A 16,757-nucleotide genomic window follows, 5' to 3' on the forward strand; every position below is an offset into this window, starting at 1 on the left:
ATTTAATGTTAAGGGATCGAATGGATTATAAAAATAAAGAATTATGTCGTCTTCGCACAATCAGTTTTTTTCTAACGTTACATAAAGATAAAACGCAATGGGAAGACACCCTTTATTCAGTTAAACGTGATGTGGATTTGTTATTACCAGCTGTACAGAAGGCAGGTTATACCTTGCAATCGATTCGAGTGATTACCAATCCTTTTGGTGAATATTTAGATTTAACCAATTTGCAGACAGCAAAAGCAGATTTGCAGTATTTAACGGAATTATTGAATAAATTTAATGAAAGTGGAATTCGTCTTCGATTTGCAATAGGCGCAGCAAGAAATAAAGAGGAAATCGCGTTATTGCCAGAGTTAATCGCAGCTTATGGCGACTTGTGTAATGCTTGTGTTAATGTGCCATTAGATGAAAATGGCGTGTTAGATAATGAACTTATCGAGCAATCTGTTTATGCCGTACAACGAATTGCAAATATAACTCCGCGTGGCGAAGGTAATTTTAACTTTACTGTGAATTTTAACTGCAAGCCATTTATTCCTTATTTCCCAGCAGGTTATCATCTAAGTCATTTGCCGAACAGTTTTGTCATTGGTTTAGAAACACCAGATCTATTGGTAGAAGTATTAAAATCTGTGCCAAAATCTCCTCATAGTCAATTTTATGCTGATTGCTATCGAGCTATGTTGCAGGCTCTGCAATATCATGTAGATCAAGTATTAGAGATGTTAAGTGCGGTCAAATTGTCGGGAAAATTTGAATTTGCAGGCATTGATAGTTCAGCGGCACCATCAAAAAATTGTTCATCCATAACAAAAATCTATGAATTAATGGGATTACCTTATTTTGGTGCAGCTGGTTCAGTAGAGGTTTCTGCGTTACTGACAAAAGTGTTTAAATCAATCCAACGTGTGCCATTGGTTGGGTTTTCCGGATTAATGTTGGCGGTGACAGAAGATTTGGGTTTAGCCGAAGGGACACAAAAACAATATTTTGATATTCGCGCTTTACTGACTTATAGCGCCGTATGTGGTATCGGTTTAGATACGGTTCCTGTGGCGGGAAATGCTAAGGCTGAAAGTATAGCGGCTATTATGCGTGATACGGGAACGATGGCATTTCGCTTAAATAAACCGCTAACTGTGCGTTTATTCCCAATTCCGAATAAGGTTGCAGGTGAAATATCCGAATTTGAGAGTGATGATTTATGTAACTGCCGCCTTTTACATATTCCGGATTAAAAAAATTTTTCCCTACTTTGTATTGATGAATGTTATCTCTACTGTCAATAAAAGGAATATCTCATGAGAAAATTAATATTGGGTGGTTTTGTTGCTGTATTATTCTCAGGGTGTACGGTAGCTCATCAGCAAACTGGACAAGAACAAGCCTTAGTCGGCGATTGGATTTGTCATGTGAAACCAGCGGCAAAATCCCCTTTACCTGTTGAGCATTTTGATTATGTCACCTATCACGCAGATCAAACTGTGCTTCTACGTGGTATTTCACAGATTGATACAAAAGAAGGCTGGATGCGTTATTTATTGCAAGCTAAAGCCAAATGGCAGGCGAATGAGGGCAAGTTAAGTTATGACTTTACAGATCGTCTATTTAAAATTGCGCATTCACCACAAGTTGCGAAAATTATTGAACAATCTCCAGAATTTAAAGAATTAGATAAGGAATTTGTTTCACCTTGTAATAACTGCGGTAATCATTTGGATATGAAGATTAAAATGAAAAGCCCAACAAGGATGACAAATTTTAATACGTATACGAAAGAAACCAGCCAATGCCGTAAACTGGGAGCTGGCGAGAAAACAAAAGAAGTTAAACTAATTGAGAAATTAGTGAAAGAAAAAGGCTCGATTTAGATAAATGAATGTTTTTCATTGTAATAATGAAAAATATGATCGAAATTTTTGATTAAGTTTTTACTTGGAAACAGGTAAACTATACACAAATAATTCAAACAACGAGGGAAAACACAATGTTTAAAAAAAGTATGAACATCGCTGATTACGATCCGGTTCTCTGGCAAGCCATTCAGGGCGAAAATCGTCGTCAAGAAGAGCATATCGAGCTTATCGCATCTGAAAACTATGCAAGCCCACGCGTAATGGAAGCGCAAGGTTCACAGTTTACTAACAAGTATGCTGAAGGCTACCCAGGTAAACGTTACTACGGCGGTTGTGAGTACGCAGACATTGTCGAGCAGTTAGCGATTGATCGTGCTAAAGAGTTGTTTGGTGCGGATTATGTAAACGTACAACCACATTCTGGTTCACAAGCTAATGCGGCGGTATATGGTGCATTAATCAATGCGGGCGATACCATCTTAGGGATGGATTTAGCACACGGTGGTCACTTAACCCACGGGGCGAAAGTGAGCTTCTCCGGTAAAATCTATAATTCTGTACTTTATGGTATCACTGCTGATGGTTTAATCGACTATGAAGATGTGCGTCAAAAAGCATTAGAAAACAAACCAAAAATGATCGTGGCAGGTTTCTCTGCTTATTCTCAAGTGGTAAATTGGAAAAAAATGCGTGAAATCGCCGATGAAGTAGGCGCGTATTTATTTGTGGATATGGCTCACGTTGCAGGTTTAATTGCAGCAGGTTTATATCCAAACCCATTGCCATACGCACATGTTGTAACAACGACCACCCATAAAACCTTAGGTGGTCCACGTGGTGGTTTAATCCTTTCTTCTTGTGGTGATGAAGAGCTTTATAAACGCTTACAATCTTCTGTTTTCCCTGCAAACCAAGGTGGTCCATTAGTTCACATTATTGCGGCGAAAGCAGTATGTTTCAAAGAAGCATTAGAGCCTGCTTATAAAGAATACCAAGCAAACGTGATTAAAAATGCGAAAGCAATGGTAGAAGTGTTTAAACAACGTGGTTATGACGTGGTTTCAAATGGCACAGAAAACCATTTATTCTTAGTCAGTTTCATCAAACAAGGTTTAACCGGTAAAGCAGCAGATGCCGCGTTAGGTAAAGCGAATATCACGGTGAATAAAAACTCCGTACCAAATGATCCACAAAAACCATTTGTGACCTCTGGTATCCGTGTAGGTACACCAGCAGTGACTCGTCGAGGTTTTAACGAACAAGACTGTCGTGAATTAGCCGGTTGGATGTGTGATGTATTGGATGCATTAGGCAAAGAAAACGAAGAACAAGTGATTGCAGCAACTAAAGAAAAAGTATTGGCAATCTGCAAACGTCTTCCAGTTTATGCATAATGCTGATTCAGCTTTTATTTGTGATGTTAGCGGCGGTAAATATCGCCGCTTATTTTTTAATGTGGAAAGACAAAGTCCGCGCGGTTCGCCATGGCTGGCGATTTTCTGAACATACTTTCTTTCTATTAAGCCTGCTTGGTGGGTTTATTGGTGTTTATTGCGGGATGATACGCTTTCGTCATAAAACCAAACACTTCAGTTTTAAATTTGTTGTTATTCTCAGTGCCTTTATTTGGTTGATCTTAATGTCTTATTGGTATTTCTTTCTTGAATAATGTTGAGTACAGAATGACTTTCAGTAATAAAAAAGCCTAGAGAATATCTCTAGGCTTTTTAGTATGTGATTAGACTATTTAAAAATAAGGCGTCGATTTCGACTTTTCTTCACTTGTGAAAGGGTAATTAATCCCAACACAATAACATAGACAGCGAAAATAAATACCAACCATTGCACCATCGTGATGCCGAAAAGTGACCATTGGCTTTCATTACAGCTACCTGTTGGATTGAACACAGCAGGTAGCCATTTATGGAATGGTAACGTTTCCGGAAAGTTTGGTATAAATTCACATTGTTTCCATGGGGCTGGATTCATTTGTAAATCAAGGTGACGAATGGAGATCATTAATCCTTTGATTGCACTAAATAAACCCACAATAAGAGCAAGAATGCGGACAATAAGCGAACTAGGGGCTAAGGCGCCGATAAAACCAGCAATAAATAACCCTACCATAGCTAAACGTTCGTAAACACAAAGTACGCAAGGTTGTAAACCCATGCCGTATTGAAAGTAAAGTGCGGTCGATTCTAAGGCAAATGCGGTAAATGCCAAAAAGAACCACGCTGAACGTTTAAGGGATAATTGCTTAAAAAAGTCGAGCATTCTTTCTCCTTATGCTTCATTAAATTGGAAGAATTAAGCCAAGGTTTGCAAGCCAAATGGTCATTTCAGGTAGAATAAATTCGATTGCAAGGAAACCAACTAGCGTTAATACGATAGTGTAAGGCAATGCCATGTAGACCATTCTACCATAAGAAAGTTTAATTAACGGTGCAAGCGATGATGTTAATAAGAACAAGAATGCTGCTTGACCGTTTGGTGTAGCGACAGAAGGTAAGTTTGTACCTGTATTGATTGCTACTGCAAGTAATTCAAATTGGTGCGGTGCAATTGCGCCTGTCGCAAGGGCATGTTTCGCTTCATTGATATAAACTGTTGCTACGAATACGTTATCAGAAATCGCAGACAGTAAACCGTTGAAACAGTAGAATAATGCTAACTGTGTTTTCTCTTCAGAACTTAATACAAAGTGAATAATTGGCGCAAAGAGTTTTTGATCGATAATCACTGCAACGACAGAGAAAAACACCACTAATAGTGCAGTGAAAGGTAAACTTTCTTGGAATGATTTACCAATTGCGTGTTCATCGGTTACACCAGTAAAGGTTGTCGCAAGAATGATTACGCTTAAACCAATCAAGCCTACGGCCGCTAAGTGGAAAGCTAAACCTAAGATTAACCAAACTGCGATAACTGCTTGAACAGAAAGACGAATCTTATCTTGTTTAGACATTTTTTGTGCGTTTTCACGATCTAAATCCGCTAAGACTTGCCATACTTCTTCCGGTAGTTTTTCACCATAGCCGAATAATTTAAATTTTTCGACTAAAATACAAGTGAGTAATCCACAGATAAATACAGGGACTGTCACTGGTGCCATACGGAAGAAAAATTCAATGAAATTCCATTTAGCTTGTTCTGCAATGATTAAGTTTTGAGGTTCCCCCACCATGGTCATGACACCACCGAGAGCGGTACCCACACCTGCATGCATCATTAAGCTACGTAAGAAAGAACGGAATTTTTCTAAAGTTTCATGATTTTTGATTTTGTTATCATCGGTAATATCAACTGCATCCTGTAGGTTTTTTCCTGATGCGACTTTGTGATAAACCCCATAGAAACCCATGGCAACGCTAATGATAACTGCTACAACAGTTAGTGCATCTAAGAAAGCTGAAAGAAATGCAGCACTAAAACAGAATGCTAAAGAGAGAACGATTTTAGAACGAATACGCACTAATAATTTGGTGAAAACATAAAGCAAAAGTTGCTTCATAAAATAAATACCGGCCACCATGAAGATTAAAAGTAAAACCACTTCAAAGTTTGCCACGATCTCCGCTTTAACGTGTTCGGCATTCGTCATGCCAATGGCAATGGCTTCAAATGCTAATAAACCACCTGGTTGAAGAGGGTAGCATTTTAATGCCATGGCTAGGGTGAAAATAAACTCAGCTACGAGTAGCCAGCCAGCAATAAATGGGCTGACGAAAAAGAATAAAATTGGATTAATTACCAAGAAGGCAATAATGGTTAATTTATACCAATCTGGACTTGCGCCCAGAAAGTTTTTCATAAATGCTTGTGTGTAAGTCATATCGAACTCCGTTTTTTTATAGTCTTGTCATTGTAATATATACTGCTTTAAAGGATAATAGACCAGTTAAAGATTTATTGAATAAATCACATTTTTTTGATCTTTTTAAGCTTTTTTATATTTATTTTATATTTATGCAAACAGATAATACCCTTTTACGGGCACAAAGCCCAGCCGCTCTTGCCGAAGAATATATTGTTAGAAGTATTTGGGATAATGTATTTCCCGCAGGCACCAATCTTCCTTCTGAGCGTGATTTAGCTGATAAAATTGGTGTAACACGCACCACATTACGCGAAGTATTGCAGCGTTTAGCACGCGATGGATGGCTTACCATTCAACACGGCAAGCCAACAAAAGTTAATGATATTTGGGATACAGCAGGTCCAAGCATTATTGAAACCTTAATTACCTTAGATCGTCAAAGTGCGCCATTAATCATTGAAAATATGCTCTCATTGCGTAGTCGCATGTCTGAATCTTATATTTATGAAGCCATCAAAAACTCACCTAAAGCTTCAGTTGCTTTGTTTAAAGGGTTGGATTCATTAGAAAATACGGCAGAGAGCTATATGGAATTTGACTATGCCTTATTCCGTCAGTTTACAGTAATGGCTAATAAACCTTTCTATCGTTTAATTTTTAATAGCTTACGTGGGGTTTATCATAAAATTGGCTTATTGTTTTTCAGTGAAGAAAAACATCGCCAAGTTACTTATGATTTCTATGTAGAATTGCGCGATATTTGTGAAAGTGGTCAATCTGATTTAGTAGTAGGTTGTATTCGCAAACACAAGCAAGTGACCTCTACTTACTGGCGAGCGATTTTAGAAAGCTTGCCAAGAGATCTAGCTACAGAATAATATGAAAAGTGCGGTTGAAAATGACCGCACTTTTTCCTTATATTAAAGATTTAACATTATGCGTATTCCAAGAGTTTATCATCCAGAATCCCTTAAAGAACAATCCACTTGCCAGCTTTCAGAAGATGCGACTGATCACGTAGGACGTGTACTGCGGATGACAGAAGGCGAACAAATCGAATTATTTGATGGAAGTAATCATATTTATCCATCCAAAATTATTGAAGCGAGTAAAAAAGCCGTTAAAGTGGAGATTTTGGGGTGTGAATGGAGTGATAAAGAGTCAAATTTATCGATTCATTTAGGACAAGTTATTTCACGTGGTGATCGAATGGAATTCACCATTCAGAAATCTGTAGAGTTGGGCGTTAACGTGATTACACCATTGTGGTCAGAACGCTGTGGCGTGAAGCTAGACGGCGAACGCATGGATAAGAAAATCCAACAATGGCAAAAAATTGCCATTGCGGCTTGTGAACAATGTGGCCGTAACGTTGTGCCAGAAATTCGTCCGTTAATGAAATTACAAGATTGGTGTGCAGAAAATGATGGCGCGCTGAAATTGAATTTACATCCAAGAGCTCAATATTCAATTAAAACCTTACCTTCAATTCCAAAAGAAGGTGTTCGTTTGCTTATTGGTTCAGAAGGTGGTTTATCACCTCAAGAAATCGCTCAAACTGAACAACAAGGATTTACTGAAATTTTATTAGGAAAGCGAGTATTGCGTACAGAAACTGCCTCTTTGGCAGCGATCAGTGCGTTACAAATTTGTTTTGGAGATTTGGGATAATGATGGATTTACAAGGGGAATTTTTAATTGCGATGCCACAGTTAGAGGATTATTTCCAAAATACCGTGGTGTATATGTGTGAGCATAATGAACAAGGCTCAATGGGCTTAGTGATTAATCAACCTACTGATTTAAGCATTGCTGAACTGTATTCAAAAATGAATTTTATGATGAAAAATGACCGCACTTTTAGCAATGAACTTGTACTTGCAGGTGGTCCAGTACATTCTCAGCGAGGTTTTATTCTTCATAAGAAAACCGCGAAAGAATTTGAACACAGCTATAAAATTACCGATGAGATGTATCTCACCACTTCGGCAGATATTGTGGAAACCTTTGGTTCAGCGGATGCGCCCGAGAAATATCTTGTTGCGCTCGGTTGTGCAAGTTGGACAGCCGGGCAGCTTGAACAAGAGATTGCAGATAATGCGTGGCTGGTCGCGCCAGCGTCAGACACCATTTTGTTTGAAACCATTTATGAAGATCGTTATCCTGCAGCAAATCAATTATTAGGGATTAATCCTCATAATTTCATCTTTTCACAAGTGGGACATAGTTAATGGGCATCACGGCAATTGCGTTTGATTTTGGCACAAAAAGTATCGGTTGTGCGGTCGGGCAAAGTATTACGGGGACAGCGCAAGCCTTGCCTGCATTTAAAGCGCAAGATGGGATTCCAAACTGGGATGCTATTGAGAAATGCTTAAAAGACTGGAAGCCCGATGTCATTGTGGTGGGATTGCCTTTAAATATGGATGGTACCGAGCAAGATTTAACACTTCGTGCGAAAAAATTTGCCAATCGCTTAAATGGTCGTTTCGGTATCAAAGTAGAATTGCAAGATGAACGTTTAACAACAGTTTCTGCTCGCGATGAAATTTTTCAGCGTGGTGGTTATCGCGCTCTCAATAAAGGTAAAGTCGATGGGATCTCTGCTTGCTTAATCTTGGAAAGTTGGTTCGAAAGTTATTCAGAATAAGCCAAAAATAAACCGCACTTTAAGGTGCGGTTTGTTGTATTTATAAGTTTATTTTTTTATCCAAATCAGACTCGCCATTCGGCCTGTTTTACCATCTCGACGATAGGAAAAAAAGGTCTCTTTTTCTGTGAATGTGCAATGTTCACTGCCGTAAATTTGGGTAATACCTAATTTATTGAGGCGTTGTGTGGCGATTTGATAAAGATTGCCGAGGTATTTTCCTGCCACATTCGGATCGGGTCGAAAAGCCGTTTCTGCAATCGGGTCAAAAGCCATAAATTGCGCAATCACTTCTTTGCCAACTTGGAATGCATTGGGGCCGATAGCAGGTCCAAACCACGCAATAATCTCTTCGGGGGCTGATTGGAAACATTTCACGGTTTCCTCTAATACACCATCACAGAGTCCACGCCAGCCCGCATGTGCTGCAGCCACTTCAGTGCCTTGTTTATTGGTGAATAAAACCGGTAAACAATCAGCTGTCATCACCAAACAGACTTGGTTAGGTTGGTTGGCGTAAACTGCATCAGCTTCAAAATTATTGCCTTCATAAGGTACTGTAATCACACGAGTACTGTGTGTTTGAGTTAAAAACAATGGAAAGTGCGGCAGATTAAATTTTTTGACCAATAAAGTGCGGTTAGTTTTGACCGCACTTTTATCATCTTCGACATGATCACCCAAATTGAAACTCTCGAAAGGCGGTAGGCTTACGCCACCTTCTCTTGTGGTTGTAAAAGCTTGGATATGTGGTGGAACATTCCAGTTTGGAACAATGGTTTTCATCTTAATAATCCAATTCGTCTTTGTGTTCGAGGTAATCCGCTTTTAAGGCATGCAGTAATTCAATAAAGTCATCCGGCAATGGCGCATACCATTCCATCATTTCACCTGTAATTGGGTGAGCTAAACGCAACATAACCGCATGTAAGGCTTGGCGTTTAAAATTACGCAGAACCTCATTGAAGGCTTCGCTTGCATTTTTAGGTGGACGAGGACGACCACCGTAGGTTTGATCACCTAATAATGGATGTGCGATATGTGCCATGTGCACACGAATTTGGTGAGTACGGCCTGTTTCTAAACGTAAGCGTAAACGTGTGTAATTACGGAAGTTTTCCATGATGCGATAGTGTGTCACAGCTGGTTTACCCATTGGGTGAACCGCCATCAATGTGCGTTTTGTCGCATGACGAGCCATTGGCTGATCTACTGTACCACCTTTGGTCATAATGCCACTTGCGACAGCTTCGTATTCACGAGTGATCTTACGTTTTTGTAAGTCACGCACGAGCTTAGTTTGTGCGGGGATCGTTTTAGCAACAACCATGAGACCCGTCGTATCTTTATCTAAACGATGCACAATCCCTGCGCGTGGTACTTCGGCAATAGGTGGATAGTGATAGAGTAGTGCGTTAAGTACCGTGCCATCCGGATTGCCTGCACCGGGATGAACCACGAGATCTTTAGGTTTGTTAATCACGATAATATCGTCATCTTCATAAACGATATTAAGTGGAATATTTTGTGGCTCAAAACGGTTTTCATCTTCTACTTCTACCGAAATTTCAATTTGCTCTCCGCCATAAACTTTTGCACGTGGAATATCGGCAATTTCACCGTTCATTTTTACCTGTTTTGCTTCAATCCAGGTTTTTAAACGCGAACGGGAATATTCTGGGAACAACTCTGCTAGGGTTTGATCTAAACGCTGTCCCATTTGTTCGGGCTGAATTTCAGCCGTTAAGGTAATTTGTGGCATAAAAAATCCATCTAAAAATTTAAAAAGTTGGCTTATTGTGTAATGTTCTATACAATATTCGTTAATTGTAACTTATTTATTGATTTTCGTAAAAATTAAGGAAAAAAGAATGCGTAAAATAAAATCTCTTGCACTAATTGCATTGACCTCATTCGCGATTGCAGCTTGTAGCAGTGGTAATAAAGAAGTGGAACAAGCTTCTGTTGATGACCTTTATGCAAAAGGCGCGGCTGCATTACAAGAAGGAAGCTATTCTGACTCGATTCGTTATTTAAAAGCAGCAACAGAGCGTTTCCCTGGTAGTACTTACCAAGAGCAAGCAATGCTTGATTTAATTTATGCAAACTATAAAACGCAAGATTACACCTCAACGTTGGTAACCGTAGATAACTACTTACACCAATTCCCACAAAGTCCAAACCGTGACTATGCAGTGTATATGGCGGGTTTAACAAACTTAGCAACGGCCGATAACATGATCCAAGATTTCTTTGGTATCGATCGTGCAACGCGTGAAACCACTTCAATGAAAACGGCGTTTTCAAACTTCCAAAGCTTAGTGCGTGCGTTCCCAAATAGCCCATATTCACAAGATGCAGTAGCACGTATGGCATACATCAAAGATTCATTAGCTCGTCATGAATTAGAAATTGCAAAATTCTATGCAAAACGTGATGCATGGGTAGCTGTAGCAAACCGTGTAGTGGGTATGTTACAACAATATCCAGATGCCAAAGCGACTTACGAAGGTTTATTCTTAATGAAAGAAGCCTATGAAAAAATGGGTTTACAACAATTAGCGAGTCAAACTCAACAAGTCATCGATGCGAATAAAGATAAACAATTTGCGGACGTGAAAAAACCGGAAGAGTCTGATTTAATTCAACCGGTTAAAAAATAATCCCGTCCCTTGTGGGACGTGCTTGAATAAGCAAAATTATTCAAATAAAGGCTAGTCAAACTAATCAAATTGAGCTAGTATAAATTTAAAAGATTTCCTGGGGTGTTCGTGGATGGGTTATGTCCCTGAGCCGATACTTAGAACTTTATAAATCGGTTTCCCGCCATTGGTGTGTAGGCTTGACCTTTGACTTTGTCATTGGACTAAAGAAACCTAAAAATGGCCTTACCGGTTTCCTTGGACCGTCGGGTTCAAGGACTACTACTCGTAGCGGCACTCTGGGACCTTCCTTTAAAATCCATTCTTTCCAATCGAATGAAATCAACACAGCAAACGCTTCGCAATCAACTCCGTCAACAAATTCGTAAAACACGAGCAAATTTGACCGCTCTTCAGCAGCAACAGGCGGAAGATTCTATCACTCAACAAGCACTTGCGTTAATTGAAGAACGAAATGCGCAGCATATTGCTTTGTATCTTTCCTTTGATGGAGAAATCTCCACGGATAAACTCATCAAAATCCTTTGGGCGCAAGGTAAACAGGTTTATTTGCCGGTATTACACCCTTTCAATCCGAATCATCTTTTGTTTTTACGTTATTTGCCAGATACACCGATGCTGAAAAATAAATTTGGCATTTGGGAGCCAAAACTCAATGTTCAGAGCGTATTGCCTTTAGAGGAATTAGATATTCTTTTTACACCACTTGTCGCTTTTGATAAACAAGGTAATCGCCTTGGCATGGGAGGGGGTTTTTATGATCGTACCTTACAAAATTGGCGAAATTCTTCTTTTATCCCTGTGGGATTAGCCCATCAATGTCAGCAAGTCGAACAGCTTCCCACAGAAGCGTGGGACGTGCCACTTCATCAAATTTTAGTTGCTTAAACCTATCAAGAAGTAAAATTTGATAGAAAAAATTAAAAATAGTCTATTTTTTCTCTTGAAATACCAAAAAAGGGTCTTATTTAATTACTCATAAAGGGGATGACCCCAAGGATTTTATGCAGGAGAAGATAAGATATGAATATTGAAAAATTTACCACTAAATTCCAACAAGCACTTAGTGAAGCACAGTCATTAGCGCTTGGTAAAGATAATCAGTTTATCGAACCAGTGCATTTATTGGCCGCACTTTTAAATCAACAAGACGGTTCAATTGCACCGATTTTGACAGCAAGTGGCGTGAATGTCGCGTTATTACGTAATGAATTAAACGCAGAATTGAATAAATTGCCACAAGTGTCAGGTAATGGCGGAGACGTGCAAATTTCTCGTCAATTACTCAACTTATTGAATTTATGTGACAAATTAGCACAACAAAAACAAGATAAATTTATTTCCAGTGAATTGTTCTTATTGGCGGCGCTTGAAGAGCGTGGTGCATTAAATGACATTTTGAAAAAATGTGGTGCGAAAAAAGAACAAATTTTACAAGCGATTCAACATATTCGCGGAGGACAAAGCGTGAACGATCAAAATGCAGAAGAAAGCAGACAAGCTCTTGAAAAATATACGATTGATTTAACAGCTCGTGCTGAAAGTGGCAAACTCGACCCGGTTATTGGTCGTGATGAAGAAATTCGTCGAGCCATTCAAGTATTACAACGTCGTACCAAAAACAACCCTGTATTAATTGGTGAGCCTGGTGTAGGTAAAACCGCTATTGTAGAAGGTTTGGCACAACGTATTGTCAATGGTGAAGTACCGGAAGGCTTGAAAAACAAACGTGTCCTTTCTTTAGATATGGGTGCCTTGATTGCAGGTGCTAAATATCGTGGTGAATTTGAAGAACGTTTAAAAGCGGTATTAAATGAACTTGCAAAAGAAGAAGGTCGAGTGATCCTCTTTATTGATGAAATCCATACCATGGTTGGTGCAGGTAAAACTGACGGTGCGATGGATGCAGGTAACTTATTAAAACCAAGTCTAGCACGTGGTGAATTACACTGTGTGGGTGCGACCACATTAGACGAATATCGCCAATATATCGAGAAAGATGCAGCACTTGAGCGCCGTTTCCAAAAAGTCTTTGTAGATGAACCAAGTGTAGAAGATACCATTGCGATCTTACGTGGTTTGAAAGAGCGTTATGAGATCCATCACCATGTAGATATTACTGACCCAGCAATCGTGGCAGCGGCAACACTTTCACATCGTTATATTTCCGATCGTCAATTGCCGGATAAAGCCATCGACTTAATCGATGAGGCTGCTTCAAGCATCCGTATGGAAATTGACTCTAAACCAGAGCCGCTTGATCGTCTTGAACGCCGTATTATCCAATTAAAATTGGAACAACAGGCATTACAAAAAGAAGAAGACGAAGCAAGCCGTAAGCGTTTAGATATGTTAGAAAAAGAGCTTGCTGATAAAGAACGTGAATATGCTGAACTTGAAGAAGTTTGGAAATCAGAAAAAGCGACTCTTTCAGGTTCACAACACATCAAACAAGAGTTAGATGCAGCGAAAACTGAAATGGAACAAGCGCGTCGTGCTGGCGATTTAAGTAAAATGTCTGAGCTTCAATACGGTCGTATTCCAGAATTGGAAAAACAACTTGCTGCCGCTGAAACTGGTGAAGGCAAAGAAATGACCTTATTGCGCTATCGTGTGACTGATGAAGAAATTGCGGAAGTGCTTTCTAAAGCAACAGGCATTCCAGTTTCTAAAATGATGGAAGGTGAGAAAGAAAAACTCTTACGTATGGAAGAAGAATTGCACAAACGTGTGATCGGTCAAGAAGAAGCCGTTGATGCCGTCGCAAACGCAATTCGTCGTAGCCGTGCAGGGCTTTCTGATCCTAACCGCCCAATTGGTTCTTTCTTATTCTTAGGTCCAACTGGTGTAGGTAAAACTGAGCTTTGCAAAACGTTGGCGAAATTCCTCTTTGACAGCGAAGATGCGATGGTGCGTATTGATATGTCAGAGTTTATGGAAAAACATAGCGTATCTCGTTTAGTGGGTGCACCTCCAGGCTACGTAGGCTATGAAGAAGGTGGTTACTTAACTGAAGCGGTACGTCGTCGTCCATATTCAGTGATTTTGTTAGATGAAGTGGAAAAAGCCCATGCGGATGTATTCAATATCTTATTACAAGTGTTGGATGATGGCCGTTTAACTGATGGTCAAGGTCGTACTGTGGACTTCCGTAACACAGTCGTGATTATGACCTCTAACTTGGGTTCTGATTTAATCCAAGGTAGCAAAGATGAAAGCTATGGTGAAATGAAAGCCTTAGTGATGTCTGTGGTGAGCCAACATTTCCGTCCGGAATTCATCAACCGTATTGATGAAACAGTGGTATTCCACCCACTTGGTAAAGACAACATCCGTGCGATTGCAAGCATCCAATTAGAACGCTTAGCAAAACGTATGGAAACTCGTGGCTACGAATTAGTGTTTACCGACGCTTTATTAGATTTCATTGCTGAAGTGGGTTATGACCCAATTTATGGTGCGCGTCCATTGAAACGTGCGATTCAACAAGAGATCGAAAATAGCTTGGCACAACAAATTCTATCTGGTCAATTATTACCAGGTAAAGTGGTAACCGTTGATTATACTGACGGCAAAGTTCAAGCGAGACAATAAGCTATAAAATGAAAAGCCATTTAGTGAAAGCTAAATGGCTTTTTTATGCTTTGGTAAAAGATAAAATAGGGTAGAATGACGCTATTTATTGTGTATAAAAATGAGGAAAAAAATGACTGCACTTTTAAAAATAGGTTTAGTTTCAGTATCAGATCGTGCATCAAGTGGTGTGTATCAAGATCAAGGGATTCCCGAATTACAACAATGGTTAGAACAAGCGTTGGTGGATCCTTTTGAAGTGGAAACTCGATTAATTCCAGACGAGCAGCCATTAATTGAACAAACCTTGAAAGAATTAGTGGATGAGCATCATTGTCATTTAGTGCTTACAACGGGTGGTACAGGGCCGGCAAAACGTGATGTGACACCTGATGCAACGTTAGCGGTAGCTGATCGTGAAATGCCTGGATTTGGTGAGCAAATGCGTCAAGTGAGTTTACATTTTGTGCCTACAGCGATTTTATCTCGTCAAGTTGGCGTGATTCGTAAAAATAGCCTAATCTTGAATTTACCGGGTCAGCCAAAAGCCATCAAAGAAACGTTAGAAGGCGTAAAAGATGAGCAAGGCAACGTCTTAGTGAAAGGGATTTTTAGCGCAGTGCCTTACTGCTTGCAATTAATCGATGGTATTTATATTGATACCAAGCCTGAAGTGATTACAAGCTTCCGCCCGAAAGCCGCACGCCGTGAAAATTTGGAGAAATAAGATGAAAAAAATCGAAGCCATTATTAAGCCATTTAAATTAGACGATGTGCGTGAAAATTTATCTGATATCGGTATCAGTGGCATGACAGTAACTGAAGTTCGTGGTTTTGGTCGTCAAAAAGGGCATACAGAGCTTTATCGCGGTGCGGAATATATGGTGGATTTTCTACCTAAAGTGAAAATGGAAATTGTCGTGCCGGATGATTTACTTGAACAATGTCTTGAAACCATTGTTGAAACTTGCCAAACAGGGAAAATCGGTGATGGGAAGATCTTTGTTTATGATGTAGAACGCGTGATCCGCGTTCGTACAGGTGAAGAAAATGAGGAAGCCATTTAGTGGAAAAAAACTTAAATTTTAACCGCACTGTAGTCGCTATGGCGGCTTTAGTGATTGTGTTTGCGGGAATTAAATTGGCGGCGGAGATTGTCGTGCCTTTTTTATTGGCATTATTTATCGCCATTATTTGTTCGCCAGTGATTAAAGCAATGATACAACGCAAAGTGCCACATGGTATTGCTATTGCCTTGTTGTTTATCTTAATTTTAATTGTCTTCTTTTTCCTGGCGGGATTAATTAACAGCAGTGTGCAAGAATTTACACGCTCTATTCCGCAATATAGAGTGCTGCTTTCGGAGCGTATAAATGACATCATGGCGTTAGCTCAAAAACTGAAATTGCCAATTGTGATTTCTCGCGAAGCCATTATGGAGCATTTTGATCCGAGTGTGATTATGAACTTTGTGAGCCGTTTGTTATTAAACTTTTCTGGTGTGGTGACGAATGTTTTTATGCTGATTTTAGCAGTGATTTTTATGCTACTTGAAGCACCGACGATGAAGCATAAACTTGCTTTAGTGTTAAGTGACAATGAAAATGATGTTGTCGCGGAAGAACATCATATTGATCGTATTTTAGACGGTGTGATTAGTTATCTTGGCGTGAAAACAGTGATTAGTTTGCTTACCGGTATCTCGACTTGGATTTTGTTGGACGTAGCGGGTGTGCAATATGCGATTTTATGGGCAACCTTAACCTTCCTATTAAATTATATTCCGAATATTGGTTCGATTATTGCAGCAGTGCCTATTATTGTTCAAGCGTTATTGCTGAATGGATTTGGTGTAGGAATGGGCGTAACCGTCGGTATTATTGCATTAAATATTGTGTTCGGTAATGTTATTGAACCGAAGATGATGGGTAAAACCTTAGGCCTTTCCACCTTGGTCGTATTCTTTTCATTACTTTTCTGGGGATGGTTACTTGGTAATGTAGGTATGTTACTTTCTGTGCCGCTGACAATGGCGTTTAAAATTACCCTGGAAAGTTCCGAATCAACGAAGAAATATGCGGCTTTATTAGGTGATGTAAACGAATAAAGTGCGGTCATAAAATGACATTATTTTAGCAATAAAAAAGCCACCGCTATGGTGGCTTTCTTTTTATCTTGTGTTCGATAGG

General features: G+C 39.5%; 18 protein-coding genes and 1 other RNA gene. 15 read left to right on the forward strand and 4 right to left on the reverse strand.

Going from position 1 to position 16,757, the window contains the following annotated elements; translation table 11 throughout:
* Positions 1 to 20 precede the first annotated feature (20 nt).
* The 4 genes from HMPREF3263_RS03270 to HMPREF3263_RS03285 all read left to right on the forward strand — a co-directional run bounded on the left by HMPREF3263_RS03270 (position 21) and on the right by HMPREF3263_RS03285 (position 3,531).
* On the forward strand, positions 21 to 1,244 hold the full coding sequence (locus tag HMPREF3263_RS03270; RefSeq protein WP_070852954.1) for a DUF711 family protein: 1,224 nt from the start codon (positions 21 to 23) through the stop codon (positions 1,242 to 1,244).
* Positions 1,245 to 1,307: 63 nt separating this feature from the next.
* Positions 1,308 to 1,877 carry a hypothetical protein gene (locus tag HMPREF3263_RS03275; protein WP_049371598.1) on the forward strand — a complete coding sequence of 190 codons (570 nt, stop codon included), beginning with the start codon at positions 1,308 to 1,310 and terminating at the stop codon, positions 1,875 to 1,877.
* A gap of 116 nt (positions 1,878 to 1,993) precedes the next feature.
* A complete protein-coding gene (gene glyA, locus HMPREF3263_RS03280) occupies positions 1,994 to 3,256 on the forward strand; it encodes a serine hydroxymethyltransferase (protein ID WP_070852955.1) in 1,263 nt (420 codons plus the stop codon).
* Complete coding sequence (locus HMPREF3263_RS03285; protein WP_049371600.1) at positions 3,256 to 3,531, forward strand: DUF1294 domain-containing protein; 276 nt, start codon at positions 3,256 to 3,258, stop codon at positions 3,529 to 3,531. The genes glyA and HMPREF3263_RS03285 overlap by 1 nt, the downstream gene beginning before the upstream one ends.
* Before the next feature lie 74 nt (positions 3,532 to 3,605).
* On the opposite strand, the gene dsbB is transcribed toward HMPREF3263_RS03285, so the two are convergent.
* Both dsbB and nhaB read right to left on the reverse strand, forming a co-directional pair.
* Entirely contained in the window at positions 3,606 to 4,139 is a 534-nt protein-coding gene (gene dsbB / locus HMPREF3263_RS03290; RefSeq protein WP_049371601.1) for a disulfide bond formation protein DsbB, read from the reverse strand.
* Positions 4,140 to 4,158: 19 nt separating this feature from the next.
* Positions 4,159 to 5,697, reverse strand: coding sequence for a Na(+)/H(+) antiporter NhaB (gene nhaB, locus HMPREF3263_RS03295; RefSeq protein ID WP_049371602.1), 1,539 nt, complete (start codon positions 5,695 to 5,697; stop codon positions 4,159 to 4,161).
* Positions 5,698 to 5,831: 134 nt separating this feature from the next.
* On the opposite strand from nhaB, the gene fadR reads away from it, so the two are divergent.
* Genes fadR through ruvX form a run of 4 tightly spaced genes read left to right on the forward strand, consistent with a single transcriptional unit; the run spans position 5,832 to position 8,332 of the window.
* On the forward strand, positions 5,832 to 6,560 hold the full coding sequence (gene fadR, locus HMPREF3263_RS03300; protein ID WP_070852985.1) for a fatty acid metabolism transcriptional regulator FadR: 729 nt from the start codon (positions 5,832 to 5,834) through the stop codon (positions 6,558 to 6,560).
* Positions 6,561 to 6,618: 58 nt separating this feature from the next.
* Positions 6,619 to 7,353, forward strand: coding sequence for a 16S rRNA (uracil(1498)-N(3))-methyltransferase (gene rsmE / locus HMPREF3263_RS03305; RefSeq protein ID WP_070852956.1), 735 nt, complete (start codon positions 6,619 to 6,621; stop codon positions 7,351 to 7,353).
* Entirely contained in the window at positions 7,353 to 7,913 is a 561-nt protein-coding gene (locus HMPREF3263_RS03310) for a YqgE/AlgH family protein (RefSeq protein ID WP_070852957.1), read from the forward strand. The genes rsmE and HMPREF3263_RS03310 overlap by 1 nt, the downstream gene beginning before the upstream one ends.
* Positions 7,913 to 8,332 (forward strand): Holliday junction resolvase RuvX, encoded by a 420-nt coding sequence (gene ruvX / locus HMPREF3263_RS03315; RefSeq protein WP_005695457.1) that lies wholly within the window; start codon positions 7,913 to 7,915, stop codon positions 8,330 to 8,332. The genes HMPREF3263_RS03310 and ruvX overlap by 1 nt, the downstream gene beginning before the upstream one ends.
* Positions 8,333 to 8,380: 48 nt before the next feature.
* On the opposite strand, the gene pgeF is transcribed toward ruvX, so the two are convergent.
* Complete coding sequence (gene pgeF / locus HMPREF3263_RS03320) at positions 8,381 to 9,118, reverse strand: peptidoglycan editing factor PgeF (RefSeq protein ID WP_070852958.1); 738 nt, start codon at positions 9,116 to 9,118, stop codon at positions 8,381 to 8,383.
* Position 9,119: 1 nt separating this feature from the next.
* Positions 9,120 to 10,094, reverse strand: coding sequence for a 23S rRNA pseudouridine(1911/1915/1917) synthase RluD (gene rluD / locus HMPREF3263_RS03325; protein WP_049376161.1), 975 nt, complete (start codon positions 10,092 to 10,094; stop codon positions 9,120 to 9,122).
* A gap of 109 nt (positions 10,095 to 10,203) precedes the next feature.
* Between rluD and HMPREF3263_RS03330 the strand changes: the two genes are divergently transcribed.
* The 7 genes from HMPREF3263_RS03330 (at position 10,204) to HMPREF3263_RS03360 (ending at position 16,675) form a co-directional block, all read left to right on the forward strand.
* On the forward strand, positions 10,204 to 10,995 hold the full coding sequence (locus HMPREF3263_RS03330) for an outer membrane protein assembly factor BamD (protein WP_049376160.1): 792 nt from the start codon (positions 10,204 to 10,206) through the stop codon (positions 10,993 to 10,995).
* A 91-nt stretch (positions 10,996 to 11,086) separates the two neighbouring features.
* Positions 11,087 to 11,284: non-coding RNA, 6S RNA (gene ssrS, locus HMPREF3263_RS03335), on the forward strand.
* A gap of 26 nt (positions 11,285 to 11,310) precedes the next feature.
* Entirely contained in the window at positions 11,311 to 11,883 is a 573-nt protein-coding gene (locus tag HMPREF3263_RS03340) for a 5-formyltetrahydrofolate cyclo-ligase (RefSeq protein WP_070852986.1), read from the forward strand.
* A gap of 135 nt (positions 11,884 to 12,018) precedes the next feature.
* On the forward strand, positions 12,019 to 14,589 hold the full coding sequence (gene clpB / locus HMPREF3263_RS03345) for an ATP-dependent chaperone ClpB (protein WP_070852959.1): 2,571 nt from the start codon (positions 12,019 to 12,021) through the stop codon (positions 14,587 to 14,589).
* A gap of 112 nt (positions 14,590 to 14,701) precedes the next feature.
* Positions 14,702 to 15,295, forward strand: coding sequence for a molybdopterin adenylyltransferase (gene mog, locus HMPREF3263_RS03350; protein WP_049376158.1), 594 nt, complete (start codon positions 14,702 to 14,704; stop codon positions 15,293 to 15,295).
* Position 15,296: 1 nt separating this feature from the next.
* On the forward strand, positions 15,297 to 15,635 hold the full coding sequence (glnB, locus tag HMPREF3263_RS03355) for a nitrogen regulatory protein P-II (RefSeq protein ID WP_005697836.1): 339 nt from the start codon (positions 15,297 to 15,299) through the stop codon (positions 15,633 to 15,635).
* A complete protein-coding gene (locus HMPREF3263_RS03360; RefSeq protein ID WP_070852960.1) occupies positions 15,635 to 16,675 on the forward strand; it encodes an AI-2E family transporter in 1,041 nt (346 codons plus the stop codon). Before glnB ends, HMPREF3263_RS03360 begins: the two co-directional genes overlap by 1 nt.
* Positions 16,676 to 16,757 lie beyond the last annotated feature (82 nt).

This window comes from Haemophilus sp. HMSC61B11, from assembly GCF_001838615.1.
Lineage (GTDB): Bacteria > Pseudomonadota > Gammaproteobacteria > Enterobacterales > Pasteurellaceae > Haemophilus_D > Haemophilus_D parainfluenzae_AD.